Below are 20,539 nucleotides of genomic sequence, written 5' to 3'. Positions count from 1 at the left end.
TGGAGCGGGAAACGAGACTCGAACTCGCGACCCCGACCTTGGCAAGGTCGTGCTCTACCAACTGAGCTATTCCCGCAAATGGCGTCCCCTAGGGGACTCGAACCCCTGTTACCGCCGTGAAAGGGCGGTGTCCTAGGCCACTAGACGAAGGGGACACGCTACTGAAACACATGGTGTGTATTTCAGTGCCCAGAGGTTAAATCCGAAGATTATGCCCTGGTTTCACTCAGTGCCGCCGAGAGCAACACTGCTTAAAAATTGGAGCGGGAAACGAGACTCGAACTCGCGACCCCGACCTTGGCAAGGTCGTGCTCTACCAACTGAGCTATTCCCGCATATGGCGTCCCCTAGGGGACTCGAACCCCTGTTACCGCCGTGAAAGGGCGGTGTCCTAGGCCACTAGACGAAGGGGACACACGTACAACATTCACTCCCTACCGCGTTTCGCTGTGTGCTTTACGCTGTAAGTGGCGCGCATTCTATGGATGGATTGGGAGGTCGTCAACCCCCAAGGATAAATTTATTTAAATCAATGACTTCGCCGTGGTTTAAGGGGGTTGCGAGGGTTTCTCGCCGTCCAGGCTTTGGCGCCTATATTCTGGCGTTCCACAAGACGCTATAGTTGGTCACAGCAAATGATGGCAATGTGCATCTACGCAGGGACTGCCCCGCTATATAGAAGAAACTACTGACGCAACTGGTCGCTCAGTCCTATCCGGCCACTGCACCAGTCACTACACTTCAACGCAAACCCCATAAAGAGGTCACACCGGTGACACCACTCATGATCACCCTGCTGGTAATAGCCGGGATCGTAATACTGATCGCCATTGGCTACATGAACCACGTGGTGGAAAACAATAAGCTGGAAAAGAACCGGACCCGGATCGAACTCAATGACCGGCTGCGCCGCTGCGGTGAAATCACCGAGACCTTTCCAGGCCAATTGATGACGCCGCGACTCAAGTTGCTGCTGACCCGCCTGGAGCTCAACGTCAATCAGCGCCTGTTGAATCTGGACAAGTCGAATTCGGCGCTCAAGGCACGCATCACCGAACTTAACGCGCTGGTGGCCCAGGGCGAATCGATTCCGGTGAATAACCCGCCCGGCCCGATCCAGACCGAAGCCAAGGCCAAGGATGTACGCTTTCTGCTGGAAGCCCTGCATGGCCAGGTGACCCGTGCGGCCCAGGACGGTTTCCTGCCGACCAATGAAGCCAAGCACTGGATCAAGGAAATCCGCCACATCCTGGTGTTGCTGCACATCGAGTTCTTCAACAACCTGGGCCAGCACGCGCTGCAACAGGGCCAGCCTGGCCAGGCACGCCTGGCGTTCGAACGCGGCGTACAGTACCTGCGCAAACAGCCGGAGCCCGTGGTGTACAGCCAGCAACTGCAATTGCTGGAGAAACAACTGGCTCGCGCCAACTCCATGGTGCTGACCAACCTCGAACCGGCTGAAGACGAGGTCAACGAATTGACCGAAGGCTTGAAAGAGGTGGATGCGGACGCGGACTGGAAGAAGAAAGCCATCTACGACTGATCCCCTGCCATTGTGGTGGGCGGCAAATCCGCTCGCCACATGCCATCACTCTGCACCTATCCCCTTCCCCCCGAATAGCGTAAAAAAGGCCCCTCTCTCCGTTAACGAAAAGGGCCTTGCCATGCCTGTCGTGATCATCGATGGACAACCGCTGCACTACCTCGACCAGGGCACCGGCCCGGCCGTTCTCCTCGGCTCCAGCTACCTGTGGGACAGCCAGATGTGGGCACCGCAGATAGAAGCCCTTTCGCAACAATACCGAGTGATCGTCCCCGAGTTATGGGGCCACGGCGAGTCCGGCCCACTGCCTGCAAGCACCGCGTCCCTGGACGACCTCGCACGCCAGCACCTGGCCCTGCTGGATCACCTGGACGTTGCCCAGGTCAACCTCGTGGGTTTGTCGGTCGGCGGCATGTGGGGCGCACGCCTGGCGCTGCTGGCACCCGAGCGGGTCAACAGCCTGGTGCTGATGGACACGCACCTGGGTGCCGAGCCGGAAGCCACTCGCCAGTACTATTTTTCGCTGTTCAAGATGATCGAAGATGCCGGCGCCATTCCGGAGCCGTTGCTGGATGTGGTAGCGCCGATCTTCTTCCGCCCCGGCATCGACCGCGAATCGGCCTTGTACCAGGACTTTCGCAACGCGCTGAAGGCCTTTCCGAAAGAACGCCTGCTGCAAAGCATCGTGCCCCTTGGCCGGATTATCTTCAGCCGCACCGATGTGCTGGAGCAGCTTTCGCGCCTCGACACCGATACCACCCTGGTGATGTGCGGGGAGCAAGACAAGCCACGCCCACCGGCCGAATCCGAAGAAATGGCGACCTTGATCGGCTGCACACTGACGTTGATTCCGGACGCTGGGCATATCTCCAGCCGGGAAAACCCCGACTTCGTCAACGAAGCGCTGCTGACCTTCCTGGTCAACAACGCCTGACGCCCCTGCCCTTTGATCGCCGCAGGCCTGCGGTGATCAAAGGCGGAAGTGCCCGACCATCCCCTTAAGCTCCGTGCCCAACTGCGCCAGCTCGATGCTCGACGCCGCGTTGCCCTGCATGCTCAACGCCGATTGATCGGCACTGGCACGGATGCTGGTGACGCTGCGATTGATTTCCTCGGCCACCGAGCTTTGCTCTTCGGCCGCCGCGGCAATCTGCTGGTTCATTTGCTGAATCAGCGACACTGCTGCCGCAATGCTGCCCAGGGCACTTTCAGTTTCCAGGGCATCACTGACCGCCAGCTTCACCAGTTCGCCACTCTGCTTGATCTGCTGCACCGAAGACTGCGCAGCACTGCGCAAGGTGCTGACCAGCCGTTCGATTTCCTCGGTCGATTGCTGGGTACGCTTGGCCAGTGCCCGAACCTCATCGGCCACCACCGCAAAACCACGGCCCTGCTCGCCCGCTCGGGCCGCTTCGATGGCCGCATTCAGGGCGAGCAAGTTAGTTTGTTCGGCCACGCTTTTGATTACCTCGAGTACGGTGCCGATATTCTGGATTTCCGCACTCAGGCTTTCGATGCTGGTACTGGCAGAGGTCGCGGAACTGGCCAGCAACTCGATACGTTGCAAGCTCTGGCGCACGACCTGCTGGCCGCTGTCGACCTTGTCATCCGCGGTCTGCGCAGCCTGGGCCGCTTGTTCGGCGTTACGCGCCACGTCGTGCACGGTGGCAGTCATCTGGTTCATCGCCGTGGCGACCTGTTCGGTCTCTTCCTTCTGGCTGCTGACCTCGACGTTGGTCTGCTCAGTCACGCTGGACAGCGAATGGGCCGAACTGGCCAGTTGCTCGATACCGGCCTGCAACCCACTGACAATATTGCTCAGGCCACTGCTCATCTGCTGCATCGCGAGCATCAACTGGCCCATTTCATCCCGACGGCTGACGTCCATGCGGCCACTGAGATCACCGGCGGCAATCTGCTGGGCCACCGCAATCACGCTGCGCAGCGGGGCGACGATCAACCGGGTGATGATCCACGCCGTAATCAGCCCGACCAGCAAGGCCAAGGCTGAAGAGCCAATGATCAGCAACGCGCTTTTCTTCAACTGCGCCTGCATCGACACGTCTTCTGCGTCATAGGCCTGATTGACCCGGGTGACCACCTCGGCGGCACGCTCGTGCAGTTGCTTGTAGACCACCTTTTCCTGGGCCAGCAGGCCGGTGTACTCGCCGAGTTTTTCGCTGAAGGCGGCGATATGCCCGGACACTTCGTTAAGCACGGTTTGATAACCGGGATCCTTGACCGTGGTTTTCAGCTGTTCGACCTGGGCCAGGGCCTGATCGGCCTGCTCGATCTTGCCTTGCTCGGCGTTCTCATCATCGCCCTTGCGGCTTTGATCCAGACGCACGTGCGCTTCGTTCATGGCTTGCAGCATCAGACGCGAGACCTGGCTGACCTGCCCCGCCTGCTCGATAAATTCGGCGCCTTCCTTACCCTGGCTTTCCTTGAGGCCATAGGCGCCGTCATCCGCCAGCCCGGCCTGCAACACATCGAGGTTGTTGGCGACACTGGAGACTGACCAACTGGCCATTTCCAACGCCAGGTCCTTGGTCTGGGTCAGTTCGACAAACTCGTCGAACGCCTTGCGGTAGGCCGCCAGCGCCTGCTCGACGTCGGTCATCACCGGGACGTTGGCGGGCGACTGGTCCTTGAGAGTCGTGGCCTGGGCGGCCAATGCGTCGACGCTTTCGTGCAAGGCGTCCACCGACTTGGGGTCGGCATGCAACGCGTAGTCCTGTTCGATCAAGCGCACCTTGAGCAGGCCGCTGTTGAGCGCCGACATGGCTTTCAGGCCTTCGAAGCGCTGGCCAACGGTTTGCAGCGACCACACGCCAATCGCCGCCACCAGCGCCGTCAACAGCAACACCAAGGCGAAGCCCAAACCCAGTTTCTTTGCCATACCGAGGTTGGCAAAACGTCGTTGCACGGCAGAAATCATTGCACTTGAGTCCTCTTGCAATGGCGAATGCCATCAGGCCCGGTTTCGATGCAGCGAGATTCGCAACCCCGGGGCACTGAACACAAGCGTTTGGCGCCACAATAATGGCAAAAAGCTACACCCTCGTCGTTTTCAGAATGGTAGAGGTCGATCCTGCCGGGCCCATGGCCTTGAACAGCGCGAGGGCGCGCTGATCTGAAGCATAGGCCACGTTGATGCGCAGCCAGTCACTGTGCTCGCCCGTCGGGCTGAAAAGCGCCCCCGGCGTCAGCAACACCCCAAGCCGACGAGCCCGCGCGTGCAGCGTCGAACAGTCACCCACGCCAGGGCGCGACCACACGAACATGCCACCCGCAGGCACCGCAAACACCTCCCACTCCTCGTCTTCCAGCACCTGCAGGGTGACGGCCATTTCGGTGTTCAAGCGCCGGCGCAGACGTTGCACCCACTTGCGGTACGTACCATTGGCCAGCAATGTCGCCACCACCGCCTCGGCGAACCGCGAGGTGCCGATACCGGTCATGGTCTTGACCTTGGCCAACTGCGCGATGATCGTCCCGCTGGCCGTGAGATAGCCCACGCGCAAAGCGCTGCTGAGGGTCTTGGAAAAACTCGAGATATAGATCACCCGGTCCTCGTGGGGCAACGCCGACAGCCGAGTGCAGGTGGCATGTTGCAGATCGCCATAGACGTCTTCCTCGACAATAAAGAAGTCCTGGGAATGGGCCAGTTGCAACAAGCGCTCGGCCACCGCCTGGGACAGGCTGGTGCCGGTGGGGTTGTGATAGAGGCTGTTGATGAACAGGCACTTGGGCCGATGCCCGCGCAACAGCGCTTCCAGTGCAGGCATGTCCGGACCGCTGCGTGTGCGGGGCACTTCCAGCAGTTTGACACCGTGAAAGGCCAGTTGGCGGTACAGGTTGCCGTAGCCCGGGCTTTCCACCACCACGGTGTCGCCGGCCTTGAGCAGTGTGCGGATCAACAGGTCCTGGGCATGGCTCGCGCCTTGGGTGATGAGGATATGGTCAACCCGGGCCGCCACGTGGATGTGGGCCAGGCGCTTGAGCAACTGTTCGCGCAGTGCCGGCAGGCCCAGCGGCGTGCTGTAGTTGAAGACGGCGGCGGTATCAGTGCGGGTGACCTCCCGAATCGCGTAGCTGATGTCGTCGCTCTCGCGCCAAGTGTCCGGCAGCCAGCCGCATCCCAGTTTAAGTTCACCCAGTTGATTGTCGACAAAGGCGCCCCACCCGGACTCGGCGCCCTCATACCATTGGTTTTCGCAGCGAAGGCCACGCTCGGCGGGTGGCTGGGCCACACAGAAACCCGCGCCTTGCCTTGAGGCCAGCACGCCTTGGGCAACCATCCGTTCGAACGCCTCGATCACGCTGGACTGGCTGAGCAGGTTATCGTGGGCCAGTTGCCGAACTGAAGGCAAGCGCGTCCCGGGACTGGCTCCGCTCTCTCGAATCCAGGCGGCCAACGCGCTGACGATTTGCTGCACTACCGGTACAAGGGCTTGTCGATCGATCCCTAAATCCATGAGCCACTCACTTAAACTGTTGTCATTTAACCCAAACCAGTTAAGCACAGAAGCCCAATCACAGCCGTGGTGAAGATTTATTAAATCATTGATTTAATTGGATTATTTACCTGTTGATACATATTCGGCCAAGGCATCTGGCCACCTGCAGAAAAGCCTCACAGCGCCGCCAACGCTTTTCTGAATGGCATCAGCATCAGTTCCTAAATCGCGGTCGCGCCACCGTCCACCGCCAATGCCTGGCCTGTGGTAAAGGCAGCGCCGTCGCTGCACAGATAAAGCACCGCGCTGGCGATCTCCTCGACCTTGCCGATACGCCCGACCGGGTGCATGGCAGCTGCAAATTCAGCTTTGCGCGGGTCGCCCTCATAGGCACGGCGGAACATATCGGTGTCGATCACCGCCGGGCATACCGCGTTGACGCGGATTTTCTTCTTTGCGTACTCGATCGCCGCCGACTTGGTCAGGCCGATCACCGCGTGCTTGGACGCGGCATAGATGCTCATCTTCGGCGCCGCCCCAAGCCCGGCCACCGAGGCCGTGTTGACGATGGCACCGCCGCCCTGGGCCAACAGCAACGGCAGTTGATACTTCATGCACAGCCACACGCCCTTGACGTTGACGCCCATGATGGCGTCGAACTCATCCAGGCTGCCGTCGGCCAACTTGCCCTTCTCGATCTCGATCCCGGCGTTGTTGAACGCATAGTCCAGCCGGCCATAGGTGGCCACGGTCTGCTGCATCAACTGCTGTACATCTGCTTCGAGGGTGACATTGCAGCGTACAAACACCGCTTCGCCACCAGCCTGATGAATCAGCGCCACAGTGCCCTCGCCGCCCGCCGCATCCAGGTCAGCAACGACAACCTTCAAGCCTTCAGCAGCAAACGCCAGCGCAGTGGCGCGGCCAATGCCTGCGGCCGCGCCGGTCACCAGGGCGACCTGGCCGGAAAATGTCATGCTCATGGTGATGTCCTTCGATGGGGATGCTCGATGACCCCAGTCTAGCCAGAGCGGCCATGGGCACGTCAGCACTATCAAAAGCCCGGTTGGCGAACCATGAGCGGCAGTGATAAGGGCACCGGCGTCATTATCATTGCAGTGGATCGACGGGCATTCGCAGGTGCCGCGCACCTTGCCGGTGCGGCTCGAAGGGTCTATCACTCAAGGTCCACTTCTCAAGAGTCCCTGCCATGACTGCCCAGACCAACCGCCAATTCCTGCTCGCCAAACGCCCGGTCGGCGCTGCCACGCGGGACACCTTCACCTACCAGGAAGTACCGGTGGGCACGCCCCAGGACGGGCAGGTGCTGGTGCATAACGAATACCTGTCCCTGGACCCGGCCATGCGTGGCTGGATGAACGAGGGCAAATCCTACATTCCGCCGGTAGGTATCGGCGAAGTCATGCGCGCTTTGGGCGTGGGCAAAGTCATCGCCTCGAACAACCCGAAATTTGCCGTGGGGGACTACGTCAACGGTGCCCTGGGTGTGCAGGATTACTTCGTCGGTGAGCCACGGGGTTTCTACAAGGTCGATCCGAAACTCGCACCGTTGCCGCGCTACTTGTCGGCACTGGGGATGACCGGCATGACCGCCTATTTCGCCCTGCTGGATACCGGCGCGCCCAAGGCCGGGGACACCGTGGTGATTTCCGGAGCGGCCGGTGCGGTGGGCAGCATTGCCGGGCAGATTGCCAAGATCAAAGGCTGCCGCGTGGTGGGCATTGCCGGCGGCGCCGACAAATGCAAGTTCCTGGTGGATGAGCTGGGTTTTGATGCGGCCATCGACTACAAGAACGAAGACGTGCACGCCGGCCTCAAGCGCGAGTGCCCGAAAGGTGTAGACGTGTATTTCGATAACGTCGGCGGCGACATTCTCGATGCCGTGCTCAGCCGCCTGGCGTTGAAAGCGCGCGTGGTGATCTGCGGTGCCATCAGCCAGTACAACAACAAGGAAGCCGTCAAAGGGCCGGCCAACTACCTGTCATTGCTGGTCAATCGTGCGCGGATGGAAGGGTTTGTGGTGATGGACCACGCGGCGAATTTTGCCGCTGCCGGGCAGGAAATGGCCGGCTGGATGGCTCAGGGCAAGCTCAAGAGCAAGGAAGATATCGTCGAAGGACTGGAGACGTTCCCGGAGACACTGATGAAGCTGTTCAACGGTGAGAACTTTGGGAAGTTGGTACTGAAAGTCAGCTGACACACCGCAGATCGTTCTGCACACACGGTTAATGTGGGAGCCGGGCTTGCCCGCGATGCAGGCGACTCGGTGTTTCAGTGATACCGAGTCGATGCTATCGCAGGCAAGCCAGCTCCCACAGAGACCGTGGCCGCTTTAGTCAGGCGATCTCGGCAACCACCGCCGCCAGCGCCTTGGCCGGATCGGCCGCCTGGCTGATCGGGCGACCGATCACCAGGTAATCGGAACCGGCGTCCAGGGCCTGGCGCGGGGTCAGGATGCGACGCTGGTCGTCCTGGGCGCTGCCCGCCGGGCGAATCCCCGGGGTCACCAGTTGCAGCGACGGGTGGGCGGTCTTCAACGCTTGGGCTTCCAGCGCCGAGCACACCAGGCCGTCCAGGCCAGCCTTTTGCGCCAGCGCCGCGAGGCGCAGCACTTGTTCCTGTGGCTCGATGTCCAGGCCGATGCCGGCTAGGTCTTCACGTTCCATGCTGGTCAGCACGGTCACGCCAATCAACAATGGCTTGGGGCCGCTGCGCTGATCGAGCACTTCACGGCAGGCCGCCATCATGCGCAAACCGCCGGAGCAGTGCACATTGACCATCCACACGCCCATTTCGGCGGCGGCCTTGACCGCCATCGCGGTGGTGTTGGGGATATCGTGGAATTTCAGGTCGAGGAACACCTCGAAGCCTTTGTCACGCAAGGTGCCGACAATTTCAGCGGCGCAACTGGTGAACAGTTCCTTACCGACCTTGACCCGGCAAAGCTTGGGGTCCAACTGGTCAGCCAGTTTCAGTGCGGCGTCACGGGTGGGGTAATCCAGGGCAACGATGATAGGAGTCTGGCAGACGGACATTGGAATGGGCTCTCAGGCAAGTCGAAATCGGCGCGGATTGTAGCGCAAGCTGCGCGTTTGCGGGATCCGATGATCGGTAATTCGCGATTTAGCCGCCAGATTGCGGGCTCCCGGGCAATTGTGTCGAAACAGATACATTCCCGACATGCCTGCAATACCCCCGAAGATTAGCCTCGCACACGTGAACCACCGTACAGAACTTCCAGCCCCGGTGCTGGGCGCCTATGCTGAACGCAACAACCTCGCCGCCGATCCTCGGCCCGGCGGCCCACCAGGTAGATGATCGCACCATGCAAACCCTGACTCCTGTGCTGAATGACGATCAAAATGGCTCGCTTGTGGGTGAAGACAAGCGCTGGAACACCCGCGCGTTGATCGTCGACGACGACGTGCCGATCCGCGAACTGCTGATCGATTACCTGGCGCGTTTCAATATCCTCGCCAGCGGCGTGACCGATGGCGCCGCCATGCGCCAGGCCATGCAAGCCGAAACCTTCGACGTGGTGGTGCTCGACCTGATGCTGCCGGGCGAAGACGGCCTGTCGCTGTGCCGCTGGCTGCGGGCTGAATCGGACATCCCGATCCTGATGCTCACCGCCCGCTGCGAACCCACCGACCGCATCATTGGCCTGGAACTGGGGGCCGACGATTACATGTCCAAGCCCTTCGAGCCCCGCGAACTGGTGGCCCGCATCCAGACTATCCTGCGTCGCGTGCGGGATGACCGCACCGAGCAACGGGCGAATATCCGCTTCGATAACTGGCGCCTCAACAGCGTACTGCGCCAACTGGTGGCCGACGATGGCCTGGTGGTGCCGCTGTCCAACGCTGAATTCCGCTTGCTGTGGGTGTTTATCGAACGTCCGCGCCGGGTGCTGAGCCGCGAGCAATTGCTGGACGCGGCCCGTGGTCGCTCCATCGAAGCCTTTGACCGCAGCATTGACCTGCTGGTCTCGCGCCTGCGGCAAAAACTCGGGGATGACCCCAAGGCTCCACAGTTGATCAAGACTGTGCGCGGTGAAGGCTACCTGTTCGACGCCCGGGATATCGGCTGATGCGCAACGCCTTCAACACCCTGTTCGGGCGGCTGTTCGGTGTGTTGCTGGTGGCGATTGTGCTGGCGCACGTATTAGCCTTTTTCTGGTTCCACCACTACGGCCCGCCGCCGCCACCGCCACACGAAACATTCATCGAGCAACCGGACGGCACGCTGACGCCAATGCCCAAGCAGCACCGCCGCCCTTGGTTCGGCGGACCGGTGGTGCCACTGACCTTCCAGTTTTTCTCACTGATCATCGCCGCCTGGTACGGCGCCAAACTGCTGAGTCGACCGATCCAGCGCCTGAGCGCGGCGGCCGAGCGCCTGAGCCTGGACCTCGATAGCCCGCCGTTGAACGAGTCCGGCCCGCGGGAAGCGCGGCAAGCGGCGTCGACTTTCAACCTGATGCAAAAGCGCATCCGCGAACAGGTCACCCAGCGTGCCCGCATGCTGGGCGCTGTGTCCCACGACCTGCGCACGCCGCTGTCACGGCTCAAGCTGCGCCTGGAGCAGATCGAAGACACCAAGCTGCAGGGCCAGATGCGCCAGGACCTGGATGACATGATCGGCATGCTCGACGCGACCCTGAGCTACCTGCACGAGCAGCGCACCAGTGAAACCCGGCATTGGCTGGATGTGCAGGCGCTGGTAGAATCCCTGAGTGAAAACGCCCAGGACCGCGGCTCCGACGTGCAATGCAGTGGTGAATGCGCGCCGCTGCAAGTGCAACCGATGGCCCTGCGCTCGTGCCTGAACAACCTGATCGACAACGCCCTGCGCTATGCCGGCACGGCGCGCATCGAGCTGGCGGACAGCCCACAGGCGCTGGTGGTCAAGGTGATCGACCATGGGCCGGGGATTGCGGCGGATAAACGCGAGGCGGTATTTGAGCCGTTTTATCGGCTGGAAGGCTCGCGCAACCGGAACTCCGGCGGCGTAGGCTTGGGAATGACGATTTCCAAGGAAGCGGTGGAACGCCTGGGCGGAAGGTTGAGCCTGGAAGAAACGCCGGGCGGCGGCCTGACGGCGGTGATATGGTTGCCGAGGGCACCCTAGCGATAAAGCGGGTCTAAGGCCCCAAAAGTGATGACGGCTGTCACCCACCCACCGTGATCGGCTTGTAGCGGAATAGCCAGTATTTGAAAGGCCGTGAAAAGGGTGAGAAAGAACGTTCCTTCGATTGAGTGAAGATTTTATTGTGGGCGTAGTTTTCCGCAACTGCTTGCGCTGCCTTGTGCTCATCCCCATATATTGCCACGGCCGTATCGAAATCTTTCTGGATGCTCTCTGGTGTCATACTTGTTGTTACTACCCCATCGTATCCCTTGACGGGTTTGTTCGTAAGTTTTTGATAGTGGGTAATGAAAGACTTCGTGTCATTGCTACCCGAATAGCATGCAAGTATTCGCTCCCTGTCGTAACTTTCAAGATCAATACCTTTTTCTATTAATTTTTTACGCAGATTGGCCGCTGCCAGTTTTGTATCTCCGCCGTGAGTTCCCAGCGTCTTTCCGTGGGAAAGTATATTGAGGCGCTTTTGGCCGCCCTTGGTATAGTCAGTAAATATAAATACACCATCATCAAGTTTCTGAAGTTCTTGCATGGTTTTCTTTATGGCAATCGGTGCGCCCTTGGGAGTAGCAGCCTCAGCAGAAAAGCTGCCTTTGCCCTCAGATAACGTCACTACAGGATCTCCTTCAACCCGACTTCCTGATCGGCTTGAAGGCTGAGAGTCACTTTTTCCTCCGCCGGTTTCCCCTCTTCGGCTCCAGATACCGACGTCATCCGGCTTAGCGATCTTACCGCTGCTAATCAGTTTTGATGGATCCTTAGGGTCTGGCACCCGCAACAGGTAATGCACACCGTCGCCGGCATCCGGTTTGCCAGCGGCGAAATACTTGCTTCCATTAAGCTCAATTTCCCGTATACCGGCTGTACTTTTGAGGAGCGCAGAGGAATTCACTTTAAACTGCTCAAGGCCCTTCACGGCATGCCCGGCTGCCGCCTCGCCCCATTTTATGCCCGGCACTCCTCCTACCCATTTAATTCCCTGTACGCCGGCCTTACTGTTAAAACCAATCACCTTCTTTACTAATGTTGAGAACTTGGAAAGCGCAGCCTTAAACACCACTTGAGCGCCTTTAACTCCAACCTTTACCAAGCCGGAGGCCACTTTTCCTATGGGAAGTGCAAAAGAGAGGATATCGATCAAAATAAGTCCAGCCCCCTCAATGGGCTGGCCTTTCACAAAGGCTTCAATACTACGCCAGATAGGCACAAGGCCTTTCAAGAACTCTCGGCGCTTATCCCTATCTTCGCGAAACGTTTGATAATCCTCTCTGTCGTCTTTCTCAGCCTGAGTTACCCGATCCGGGTCCTCTTTTGCCATGTGCAACAAGTCCAACTCATTGACATAAAAAAATTATCGGATAAACCGTTAGCTATTTCATGGCGTCTTCGGCTTAACTGCGCTTGCAAACTGGTTGACATATCAGAAGAGTGCGCATCGAGGCTCGGAAAATGCTCAAGCACCTCGGGCGTATATATTTTTGCTGAAAATACACTATAATCCGACACGGCCTTGCCGCGAAGTTCCACCTTCGGTCGGTACCGATTACTTTGTATGTTTGGCTTTTCCCAAACGAAATACTCATCAGAAAACGTTCCATCACGCAACTGCTTCTGACCGATAACGCTCCTACCATTAAATACATCCTTTAGTTCTGGCCGCTCTTGGGCGATCCCCAGCCCAGGATTGACTTCATAATAAACCTGCTTTCCGTCACGCTCCGTTTTGATCAGAAAGGTGCTGCGGTCCGGATCACCCGTTGTGCCTGGTGGCTGCAGCGAATAGAACGTCACCTCACCGGCCAAAGGAATGGTAGAAAGCAACTGTCCAATAATAGTAGCGTACGCCTCTTTTTTGTCTTTCAAGTCAGCCTTGAAATCATCAATAAAGCGTTGATCTTCATAGATAGCAACTGGGTATTTTTTATTGTCTGGGTCCGAATGCCCTCGGATGGGTGAGACTAATTGTGTGCCAATATAATAGTTCTTTCTCATCGGTACTGGCGTCGTTAGGCTCGTCAGTGCGGCTGCCAGCTTGTCTTGATATTTTTCGAGTGCCGTTGCTGCTGCGTAAATATCTTCCTGATTGTAGTCCGTTTTTTTGGGAATAATGCCGTTCGCCACAGCCCACTCCAGCGTGGGGCCCACTCGTGTAGAGGCAAGAAACAACTCCTGTTCTTCAGTAACCGCCTCTTCGCTCATTTTGGCAGGTAGCGCTATTAACTCATCGATCGTCATCCGTTTTGAGGAACCGGGTTCAATCGCCTCAGCCAGATTAATACCGTGGTGGTAACTAACCCAACCCGCTGAATTCTCTGTCAGGCGCACAGGCGTATCACTTGAGCCTGTGGATTTAGCAGCAAAGTCAACGCCCTTGGACGGGTCTGTCGAATGGGCATCGGATGTACGTTGTGTCAGGTCGCCATTGGATCCAGAGCCATTGACAAACGTTTCGGGGATATCTGTTTTTGGTCGGTGACCTTGTTGAACGGGTACCGGACTGGGCGGAGGAGGCAGCATCTGATTTGTGCGTGCAAGAAAGTTGCCTAAATTGGCCATCATGATCAGTCATCACCCTATGGAGGAGTTGCCGAATATGCACTAAGTACCTGGCGATTTCGCCAGAAGCATTCGTCATCCATGGGTGAGTTTTACGTAGGAGTTTGTTCCAACCTAACGCATTACATATTGTTTCCAGGATCGAAGTTCAAATACGTCGTGCTCGCGCCAAGACACCTGAAGGGGGGGGGGGACCCAGTGGTGGGCGGAGGACTCTTCCTCGCCACAAAAAGCTCATCTGCAACGAGTTATCCGGCTTTATCTTCCCGCCGCACCTGAGCCTGGCTGGCGCTCCAATCCGTCAACAGGCTATACGCTACCGCCAGCAATGTCGGGCCGATAAACAGGCCGATAAAGCCGAACGCAATCAACCCGCCAAACACCCCCAGCAACACAATCACCAACGGCAGGTTGCCGCCACGGCTGATCAGGTACGGCTTGAGCACGTTGTCCACGCCGCTGATGATGAACGTGCCCCACACGCCCAGGAATACCGCATAGGTGTAGTCGCCCTTCCACGCCAGCCAGGCGGTGGCCGGTATCCAGATCAGCGGCGGGCCCATGGGAATCAAGCTCAGCAAAAACGTGACGATGCCCAGCACCAATGCTCCCGGCACCCCGGCAATCCAGAAGCCGATCAGCGCCAGCAGCGCTTGGGCGGCTGCGGTGCCGATCACACCGTTGACCACCCGCTGCACCGTACCCGCCACCAGTTCGATGTAGTAACCCGCACGGTCGCCGATCAACCGCTCCAGCAGACGATGGACAAACATCGCCAGGCGCGGCCCGTCCCGGTAGAAAAAGAACACGAACACCAGGCTCAGGGTCAGTTCCAGGATGCCGCCACCGATCTGCGCACTGCGAGCCAGTAACCAGTTGCCCACCTGGCCCAGATAAGGTTTCAACGTGACCATCAGCGCCGCGCCCTGCTGGTCGATGCTGTCCCACATCGCCACCAACCGCTCGCCGACAAACGGAATGGAGCCCAGCCAGGTCGGCGCCGCAGGCAAGCCATCCACCTGAATATCCTTGATCAGGCCCACGGCGTCGCGCACATGGTCAGCCAGGTTGAACCCCAGCCACACCAGCGGCAACGCCACCAGAAGCATCCAGACCAGGGTGAGGATTCCGGCCGCCAGGGATTCGCGCCCACCCAGCCAGCGGGTGAGCAGGCGCATCACCGGCCAACTGGCAAACGCCAGTACCGCGCCCCAGAACAGCGCCGACCAGAACGGCGCCATCACCCAGAAGCTGGCACCAAACAACACCAGCAGCAGGATCTGCACCAGCAGGCGATCGTTATTGAGCATGTGGTTTCTCGAAAAGAAGTCTGTAAGAGGAAGAGCTTAGGCGAACGGCGCGGGTCCGTTCGCCCTGGAACGGTCAGCGTATCAGATGCAGGTGCAAACCCTTCGCCTCGGCGGTGCCGGTTTCCAGGCGGGCCGCACGTACGCCCTGATCGATCAAGCCCTGGCGCCATGCTTCGGCAGTAGGCCCGGTCAAACTGACCCGCAGGGTGGCATCCAGGTTCAATCCACGGGAAATAAGCGTGAGCCAGGTGGCGTCAGGTTTGGCGCCCAGCTTGGGGAAGTCCAGCTCGCCGGTGCTTTTCAGCTCCCGCAGCAGCGTGGCGGACGTCGGCAACAAGTCGCCCAGCGGTGCGCTGGCGTCCAGTTGTTCTACATGCAGATAGGCCCGGCGGTTGCCCCGGGTGATACCGTACAGCGCGACCAGGGAGTTGTCCTGAGGTGCTGCCAGACGTAGCAACAGGTATTCCTGTTGGCCGTCGGCGCCCACCAGCTTGGCGTTACCAAAAACTTCATTGGCCCACAGGCTGCTTTCGCCGCAATCGCGGGCCTGGCACCAGAACAGCAACTGCGCGCCCTGGGCCTGCAAGGCTTCGCGGGTGGCGGTAAAGGCGGCACTGGAGGTGTGTTCAGCGGGCAGTTCGTAGGTGATGGCGGTGTTTAGCCCACGGGCGGTGGCCTGGGCTTCATAGCGCAACTGGCCGCTGATCTTGCGGATCGAGCCCAGCGGGTAGATGCGTTCTTTATCTTCGGCGGGGCGGTAGTCTACGATCTGCGCGTCGACCTGACGGGCCACGGCGGGCAAGTCCTGGCTACCCGGCACGTCGGCGGCAAACACCAGCGGGCTGAAACAGCACAGCCCCAGAATACGGATAAATCCCTTCGGCATACTCATCGGATGAGCGCGCCCTGGCCATTGGGGTGCGCTGCGGTGTTGAGATCGTTCATGGTTGACTCCCTTTCGATCCGCCCAGCCTCGGCAGTTGACCCCGCCAAGTCAAGACGTGGAGAAGAACCGATTGAAACAGTCTGCAACAAGGGTAGCCCCTGACTCGTCGTTCAGGTGCAAATGATGGCCACCGGGCAAGGTGGTCACCTGGAACGGAAGCCCGGAAAGCAATTCGGAATGTTTCGCCAGCATGCCGTCTTCAGCGACCACCAGCTGTGTCGGACAGCCGACTCGACGGACGAAAGCCATCGCCTGTTCTTCTGTCAGACGCATCGGGGAAGCCAGGGTCAGACGGCTGTCGCTGCGCCAGGTGTAACCGCCCGGAACGGGCATAAGACCGCGCTGGGCCAGCAGTTCGGCGGCTTCGCGGCTGACCGCCACCACGCCTTTCATCCGCGCTTCCACCGCACGATCGAGGGTGCTGTACACCGGTTTGCGCTTGTCCTGCAGGTTCAATTGCGCCTGCAACGCCATCCCAAGGCGCTCGGCGGCGTTGTCTGCGGTGCCGGTCGGCGGGATCACGCCATCAATCAATCCCAGGTGCGTTACGCGCTCCGGCAAGGCGCCGGCCAACACCAGGGAAACGATGGCGCCGAGGGAGTGGCCAAGTAATGCAAAACGTTTCCATCCCAGTTGTTCGGCGACTTGCAGCACATCGTGGATGTAATCCCACAGGGAGTAACCGGCACCGACGGGACGATGGGCCGAATGACCATGGCCGGCCATGTCCAGCGCGACGATGCGCAGGCCATGGAGTTTCGGCGCCAGGCGCGCAAAGCTGTTGGCGTTGTCCAGCCAGCCATGCAGGGCGATGACCGGCAGGCCGTCTTCAGGGCCGAACAGATGCGCCGCCAACTCGATGTGCGGCAGCGCCAGGCGGACTTCTTCGACAGGCGCAGTCATGCGCAACTGCGCTCGCGCTGGCGAGCTTCCCAGCGGGCAAACAGGTTTTTGATCAAGGTGGCGGTGTCCTGGGGGCGCTCAAGGGGAAACATGTGGCCGCCGGGCATGGTCAGCATTTCGCCCATGGGCATGCGGCCCACACCGCTGGCATGGTGACGCATCACTACCCGGCTCTGCCGACCACGCACCACCGCCAGTGGCACCTTCAGTTGCCGGGCCTGGCCGGGGCTGGTGTGGGGCACGCCACGGTAGATGCTGATCTCGGTGGCCGGATCAAAGCGCAGACGCAGGCGGTCGCCCACCTGCTCCAGGCCGTGTTGCAGGTAGGCATCAAAACAGTCGGGATCAAAGCCCCGAAACAGGGTCTTGCCGGCGAAGTACTGGCGCGCTGCCGCCAGGTCAGCGAACTCTTCACGACGGCCCAGGGTGCGACCCGCCGGGGTCAGCCGGTCGATAAAGCCGAAGCGCTTGGCCGCACGGATCACCCAGCGATCCGCCAGGGTCAGCACGGGGGAGTCGAGCATCACCACCCCGCGATACAACTGCGGGCAACGCATGGCCGCATGCAAGTGCAGCACGCCACCCAACGAATGGCCCACGCCCCACACCGGTTCCGGTTGTTGCTCAAGGTGGTGGATCAGTTCGTCCACCAGGTTCTGCCAGTTGTCATCCACCGGAAATCGGGGGTCATGGCCGTGTTGCGGCAAATGCGCGACGGTGTACTCCGGGGCCAGGGCGGCAAACAATTTGCCGTAGGTCGCCGAAGGAAAGCCATTGGCGTGAGCAAAAAACACGTGCTGCGACATACCAGATCCATCACCGTAAACAGAGTGTTGATTCTCCCCAGACCGGGCAGTCACGGCAATGACTGTAACTGCCAGGAATGATGACACTCACGCCACGCCTATCGGGCCGGCGGGGTCTCGCCCAGCGGCACCACGGCCATGGTCAGGCGCGATACGCAGTTGGCCTTGCCTTCATCGCTGGTCAGGCGGATGTCCCATACGTGGGTGGTGCGTCCGATATGAATCGGCTTGGCCACCGCCGTCACCCGCCCGCTGCGCAAACCGCGCAGGTGGTTGGCGTTGATTTCCAGGCCCACGCAGTAGAACTTGCTGGCGTCGATGCACAGGTAACTCGCCATGGAGCCCACGGTTTCCGCCAGCACCACCGACGCGCCGCCGTGCAACAGGCCGTAGGGTTGATGGGTACGGTGGTCGATCACCATGCTGGCGGTCAGGGACTCGTCGTCAAAACTTTCAAAGCGGATATCCAGCACTTCACCGATGGTGTTTTTCTGGCTCGCATTGAGTTGTTCGATGTTGGGTTGGGTGCGCCACCGGCTCATTGATCGGTCCTTATTGGTTTTATGTCAGTGCTCAATCCTGCCACAGCACGGCTTCGGAGCGCTCGCTCCAAGCCATGAACTGTGGCCCGTAAACGGCTTCAATCACGTTACGCTTGATCTTCAAGGTGGGCGTGAGGAAACCGTTTTCCACCGCCCAACTGTCTTTCACCACCACCAGTTGGCGCAAGCGCTCATGTTTATCCAGAGCCTGGTTGACCTCTTCCAGCAAGCGTTCGAGGCTGCCCTGCAATGCCTGCCGCCCCTGTCCATCGGCATCTTGCAGGCCCACCACCGATAACACGCACAGGCCCATGGGCGCGCTCAAGCCATCGCCCACCACGCACACCTGTTCGATACGCGCATGCTCGGCCAAGCGGTTTTCGATCGGCGCCGGGGCCACGTATTTGCCTTTGCTGGTCTTGAAGATTTCCTTCAGGCGTCCAGTCAGCCGCAGTCGGCCATCGGCGCCCTGCTCGCCCTTGTCGCCGGTGCGCAGGAAGCCGTCTGCGGTGATGGTTTCGGCGGTTTTCACCGGGTCCTTGAAATAACCGAGCATGGTCGCGCCGCTGCGCACCTGGACTTCGCCGTCGTCACCGATGCGCACTTCAACGTCCGGGCATGGCGGGCCGATCCAGCCGAGTTTCTGCTCGCCGGGACGGCACACGTGGGAATAGCCGCAGCTTTCGGTCATGCCGTAGACCTCCAGCACATCCAGGCCGAGCCTGCGGTACCAGGCCAACAGGGCTTCGGGCACGGGGGCAGCGCCGGAGAGCGCCACGCGCACAGCGTCCAGGCCCAACCCGGCGAGCACTTTATGGCCGACCCGTTTGCCGATGAAGGGCAGGCGCAGCAAGGTGTCGAGGCGGCTTGCGGGGATTTTGCTGTAGACGCCCATCTGGAATTTGGTCCAGATGCGCGGTACGCCGAACAGTGCTGTCGGCCTGGCGCGCTTGAGGTCTGTGAGAAACGTGTCGAGGCTCTCGGCGAAAAATACGGTTTGCCCGGTGTAGATCGAGGCCATTTCCACAAACATGCGCTCGGCCACGTGGCACAGCGGCAGGTAGGACAGCAGGCGATCACCCTCCCCCAGGCCGAACAATTCAGTGCCGCGAGTGGCCGCGAAAGCCAGGGCGCCGAAGCTGTGCATCACGCCCTTGGGCAGGCCGGTGGTGCCGGAGGTATAGATGATGGTGGCTAGATCGGATGCTGCGGGCGCGGGGTTGTCCTGGATGGGTGAGCAGGCTTGCAGGTCGGCCCAGGTGAAGTCGAATTCGCCTTCGGGGCACAGCGGCAGGCTGATGGTGGGCAGGTCGGCCATTACGCCGGCGGACATGGCGGGCCAGTCGTCCAGTTTGCCGATAAATGCCAGCGCGGCTTCGGAGTGCTCGAGTACGTGGGCGACGGAGTCGGCGGTGAGATTAGGGTAGAGCGGGACCGAGACGTGGCCGGCCATCCAGATGGCGAGGTCGGTGATGATCCAGTGGGCGCAATTTTTCGAGATCAGGGCGATGTGGGAGCCCTGGGGCAAGTCGCGGGCTCGCAGCCAGTGGGCGGCGCAACGGGCTTGGTGGCCGGCTTCGGCCCAGGTGAGGGTTTGGACCTCGCCGCCTTTGATGGGTTGGACCAGAAACCGTTGGCGCGGGTGTCGCGCTTCACGTTCGAAGAAGATCTGCAACGGCAAACGAAAAGCGACAGACATGGACGCGCTCCTTTGTGTTCCGATGATCGCCAACCAAGCACTTGCTTGGGTGGACTATTTCATGGGATCGCGGGGGGTGCAAGTTCTGCTGTTTGGGGGTATATCCGTTATTTAGGTAACGGCCGCCTATGGTTCCGCTCTTACAGCGGCTCACTTTTGAAAAGCGCAAAAGTAAGCAAAACGCTCTTGCCCCACCACTCGGCTCCTCGCTTAGGCTCGGAGTGCCCTCACTCCGGCTTTGGACCGTGGGCCGCCGCGATGGGCCATCCTTGGCCCAGCGCGGCTAACCCGGCGTCCTGCCGGGTTACCCACGCTCCAAAGCCTGCGTTCGGCCAGCGTGGTTTAACGGGGCGCCTAAGATCAAGATCAAAAGCAAGAGCACAGCGGCCTACCGGCCGGCTTGAGTGTTTAGAGCAACAGCACAATCAAAAGCTAAAGCGGGCACGGTCCAAATGTGGGAGCGGGCTTGCTCGCGAAGGTCGTTAACGATGACGCTGGCATTCTGGATGAACGCGGCGCTCTCAGGTTTTTCGCGAGCAAGCCCGCTCCCACAGAAAAGCAGCTCTGCTTCCGCTCTGGATCTTGCCTTTGCTTTTAACACTCAAGCC

Annotated in this window: 17 protein-coding genes, 4 tRNA genes and 1 pseudogene; 5 read left to right on the top strand and 17 right to left on the bottom strand. The window is 59.9% G+C overall.

The window, feature by feature from the left end; genetic code table 11:
* The 4 genes from D109_RS0130315 to D109_RS0130300 all read right to left on the bottom strand — a co-directional run bounded on the left by D109_RS0130315 (position 1) and on the right by D109_RS0130300 (position 414).
* A tRNA-Gly gene (locus tag D109_RS0130315) sits at positions 1-76 on the bottom strand.
* 3 nt (positions 77-79) lie between these two features.
* Positions 80-155 (bottom strand) — tRNA-Glu (locus D109_RS0130310).
* Positions 156-259: 104 nt separating this feature from the next.
* Positions 260-335: transfer RNA gene (locus tag D109_RS0130305), tRNA-Gly, on the bottom strand.
* 3 nt (positions 336-338) lie between these two features.
* A tRNA-Glu gene (locus tag D109_RS0130300) sits at positions 339-414 on the bottom strand.
* A 358-nt stretch (positions 415-772) separates the two neighbouring features.
* On the opposite strand from D109_RS0130300, the gene D109_RS0130295 reads away from it, so the two are divergent.
* Positions 773-1,543 (top strand): hypothetical protein, encoded by a 771-nt coding sequence (locus tag D109_RS0130295; protein WP_026078319.1) that lies wholly within the window; start codon positions 773-775, stop codon positions 1,541-1,543.
* A gap of 121 nt (positions 1,544-1,664) precedes the next feature.
* A complete protein-coding gene (locus D109_RS0130290) occupies positions 1,665-2,477 on the top strand; it encodes an alpha/beta fold hydrolase (RefSeq protein WP_017480217.1) in 813 nt (270 codons plus the stop codon).
* Between the two features lie 36 nt (positions 2,478-2,513).
* Here D109_RS0130290 and D109_RS1000000135410 read toward each other — a convergent pair whose 3' ends face one another.
* The 4 genes and pseudogenes from D109_RS1000000135410 to D109_RS0130275 all read right to left on the bottom strand — a co-directional run bounded on the left by D109_RS1000000135410 (position 2,514) and on the right by D109_RS0130275 (position 6,986).
* Positions 2,514-3,377 (bottom strand): methyl-accepting chemotaxis protein, encoded by an 864-nt coding sequence (locus D109_RS1000000135410; protein WP_371103601.1) that lies wholly within the window; start codon positions 3,375-3,377, stop codon positions 2,514-2,516.
* Positions 3,375-4,442: pseudogene (locus D109_RS1000000135405) on the bottom strand (HAMP domain-containing protein); the annotation flags it as partial. The pseudogene D109_RS1000000135405 and the gene D109_RS1000000135410, both read right to left, overlap by 3 nt.
* A 154-nt stretch (positions 4,443-4,596) precedes the next feature.
* Positions 4,597-6,021: a PLP-dependent aminotransferase family protein gene (locus D109_RS0130280; RefSeq protein ID WP_017480215.1), complete on the bottom strand. Its 1,425-nt coding sequence runs from the start codon at positions 6,019-6,021 to the stop codon at positions 4,597-4,599.
* A 203-nt stretch (positions 6,022-6,224) separates the two neighbouring features.
* Positions 6,225-6,986 carry an SDR family oxidoreductase gene (locus D109_RS0130275; RefSeq protein ID WP_017480214.1) on the bottom strand — a complete coding sequence of 254 codons (762 nt, stop codon included), beginning with the start codon at positions 6,984-6,986 and terminating at the stop codon, positions 6,225-6,227.
* 227 nt (positions 6,987-7,213) lie between these two features.
* Here D109_RS0130275 and D109_RS0130270 point away from each other — a divergent pair, with 227 nt between their 5' ends.
* Positions 7,214-8,221, top strand: a complete 1,008-nt coding sequence (locus D109_RS0130270) for an NADP-dependent oxidoreductase (protein WP_017480213.1) — start codon at positions 7,214-7,216, stop codon at positions 8,219-8,221.
* Between the two features lie 139 nt (positions 8,222-8,360).
* On the opposite strand, the gene pyrF is transcribed toward D109_RS0130270, so the two are convergent.
* The gene (gene pyrF / locus D109_RS0130265) at positions 8,361-9,059 is read right to left on the bottom strand and encodes an orotidine-5'-phosphate decarboxylase (RefSeq protein ID WP_017480212.1); all 699 of its coding nucleotides are present in this window, start codon (positions 9,057-9,059) and stop codon (positions 8,361-8,363) included.
* A gap of 290 nt (positions 9,060-9,349) precedes the next feature.
* On the opposite strand from pyrF, the gene D109_RS0130260 reads away from it, so the two are divergent.
* Entirely contained in the window at positions 9,350-10,114 is a 765-nt protein-coding gene (locus D109_RS0130260; RefSeq protein ID WP_026078318.1) for a response regulator, read from the top strand.
* Positions 10,114-11,154 carry a cell wall metabolism sensor histidine kinase WalK gene (locus D109_RS0130255; protein WP_017480210.1) on the top strand — a complete coding sequence of 347 codons (1,041 nt, stop codon included), beginning with the start codon at positions 10,114-10,116 and terminating at the stop codon, positions 11,152-11,154. Before D109_RS0130260 ends, D109_RS0130255 begins: the two co-directional genes overlap by 1 nt.
* 40 nt (positions 11,155-11,194) lie before the next feature.
* On the opposite strand, the gene D109_RS0130250 is transcribed toward D109_RS0130255, so the two are convergent.
* The 8 genes from D109_RS0130250 to D109_RS0130215 form a co-directional block, all read right to left on the bottom strand.
* Positions 11,195-12,487 carry a hypothetical protein gene (locus D109_RS0130250; RefSeq protein WP_017480209.1) on the bottom strand — a complete coding sequence of 431 codons (1,293 nt, stop codon included), beginning with the start codon at positions 12,485-12,487 and terminating at the stop codon, positions 11,195-11,197.
* Positions 12,460-13,728 (bottom strand): hypothetical protein, encoded by a 1,269-nt coding sequence (locus tag D109_RS0130245; RefSeq protein ID WP_152416430.1) that lies wholly within the window; start codon positions 13,726-13,728, stop codon positions 12,460-12,462. Before D109_RS0130245 ends, D109_RS0130250 begins: the two co-directional genes overlap by 28 nt.
* Positions 13,729-13,973: 245 nt before the next feature.
* Positions 13,974-15,035 carry an AI-2E family transporter gene (locus D109_RS0130240; protein ID WP_017480208.1) on the bottom strand — a complete coding sequence of 354 codons (1,062 nt, stop codon included), beginning with the start codon at positions 15,033-15,035 and terminating at the stop codon, positions 13,974-13,976.
* 73 nt (positions 15,036-15,108) lie between these two features.
* Positions 15,109-15,927, bottom strand: a complete 819-nt coding sequence (locus D109_RS0130235; protein ID WP_026078317.1) for a DUF4892 domain-containing protein — start codon at positions 15,925-15,927, stop codon at positions 15,109-15,111.
* Between the two features lie 102 nt (positions 15,928-16,029).
* Positions 16,030-16,884 carry an alpha/beta hydrolase gene (locus tag D109_RS0130230; RefSeq protein ID WP_017480206.1) on the bottom strand — a complete coding sequence of 285 codons (855 nt, stop codon included), beginning with the start codon at positions 16,882-16,884 and terminating at the stop codon, positions 16,030-16,032.
* Positions 16,881-17,690, bottom strand: coding sequence for an alpha/beta fold hydrolase (locus tag D109_RS0130225; protein ID WP_017480205.1), 810 nt, complete (start codon positions 17,688-17,690; stop codon positions 16,881-16,883). Before D109_RS0130225 ends, D109_RS0130230 begins: the two co-directional genes overlap by 4 nt.
* A 98-nt stretch (positions 17,691-17,788) precedes the next feature.
* Positions 17,789-18,232 carry a hotdog fold thioesterase gene (locus tag D109_RS0130220; RefSeq protein ID WP_017480204.1) on the bottom strand — a complete coding sequence of 148 codons (444 nt, stop codon included), beginning with the start codon at positions 18,230-18,232 and terminating at the stop codon, positions 17,789-17,791.
* 31 nt (positions 18,233-18,263) lie between these two features.
* On the bottom strand, positions 18,264-19,931 hold the full coding sequence (locus D109_RS0130215; protein ID WP_017480203.1) for an AMP-binding protein: 1,668 nt from the start codon (positions 19,929-19,931) through the stop codon (positions 18,264-18,266).
* Positions 19,932-20,539 lie beyond the last annotated feature (608 nt).

Origin of the sequence: Pseudomonas sp. PAMC 26793 (assembly GCF_000313235.1) — a bacterium.
In the GTDB taxonomy this organism is placed as follows: Bacteria; Pseudomonadota; Gammaproteobacteria; order Pseudomonadales; family Pseudomonadaceae; genus Aquipseudomonas; species Aquipseudomonas yamanorum.
This window is presented reverse-complemented; position numbering and strand designations above follow the sequence as displayed.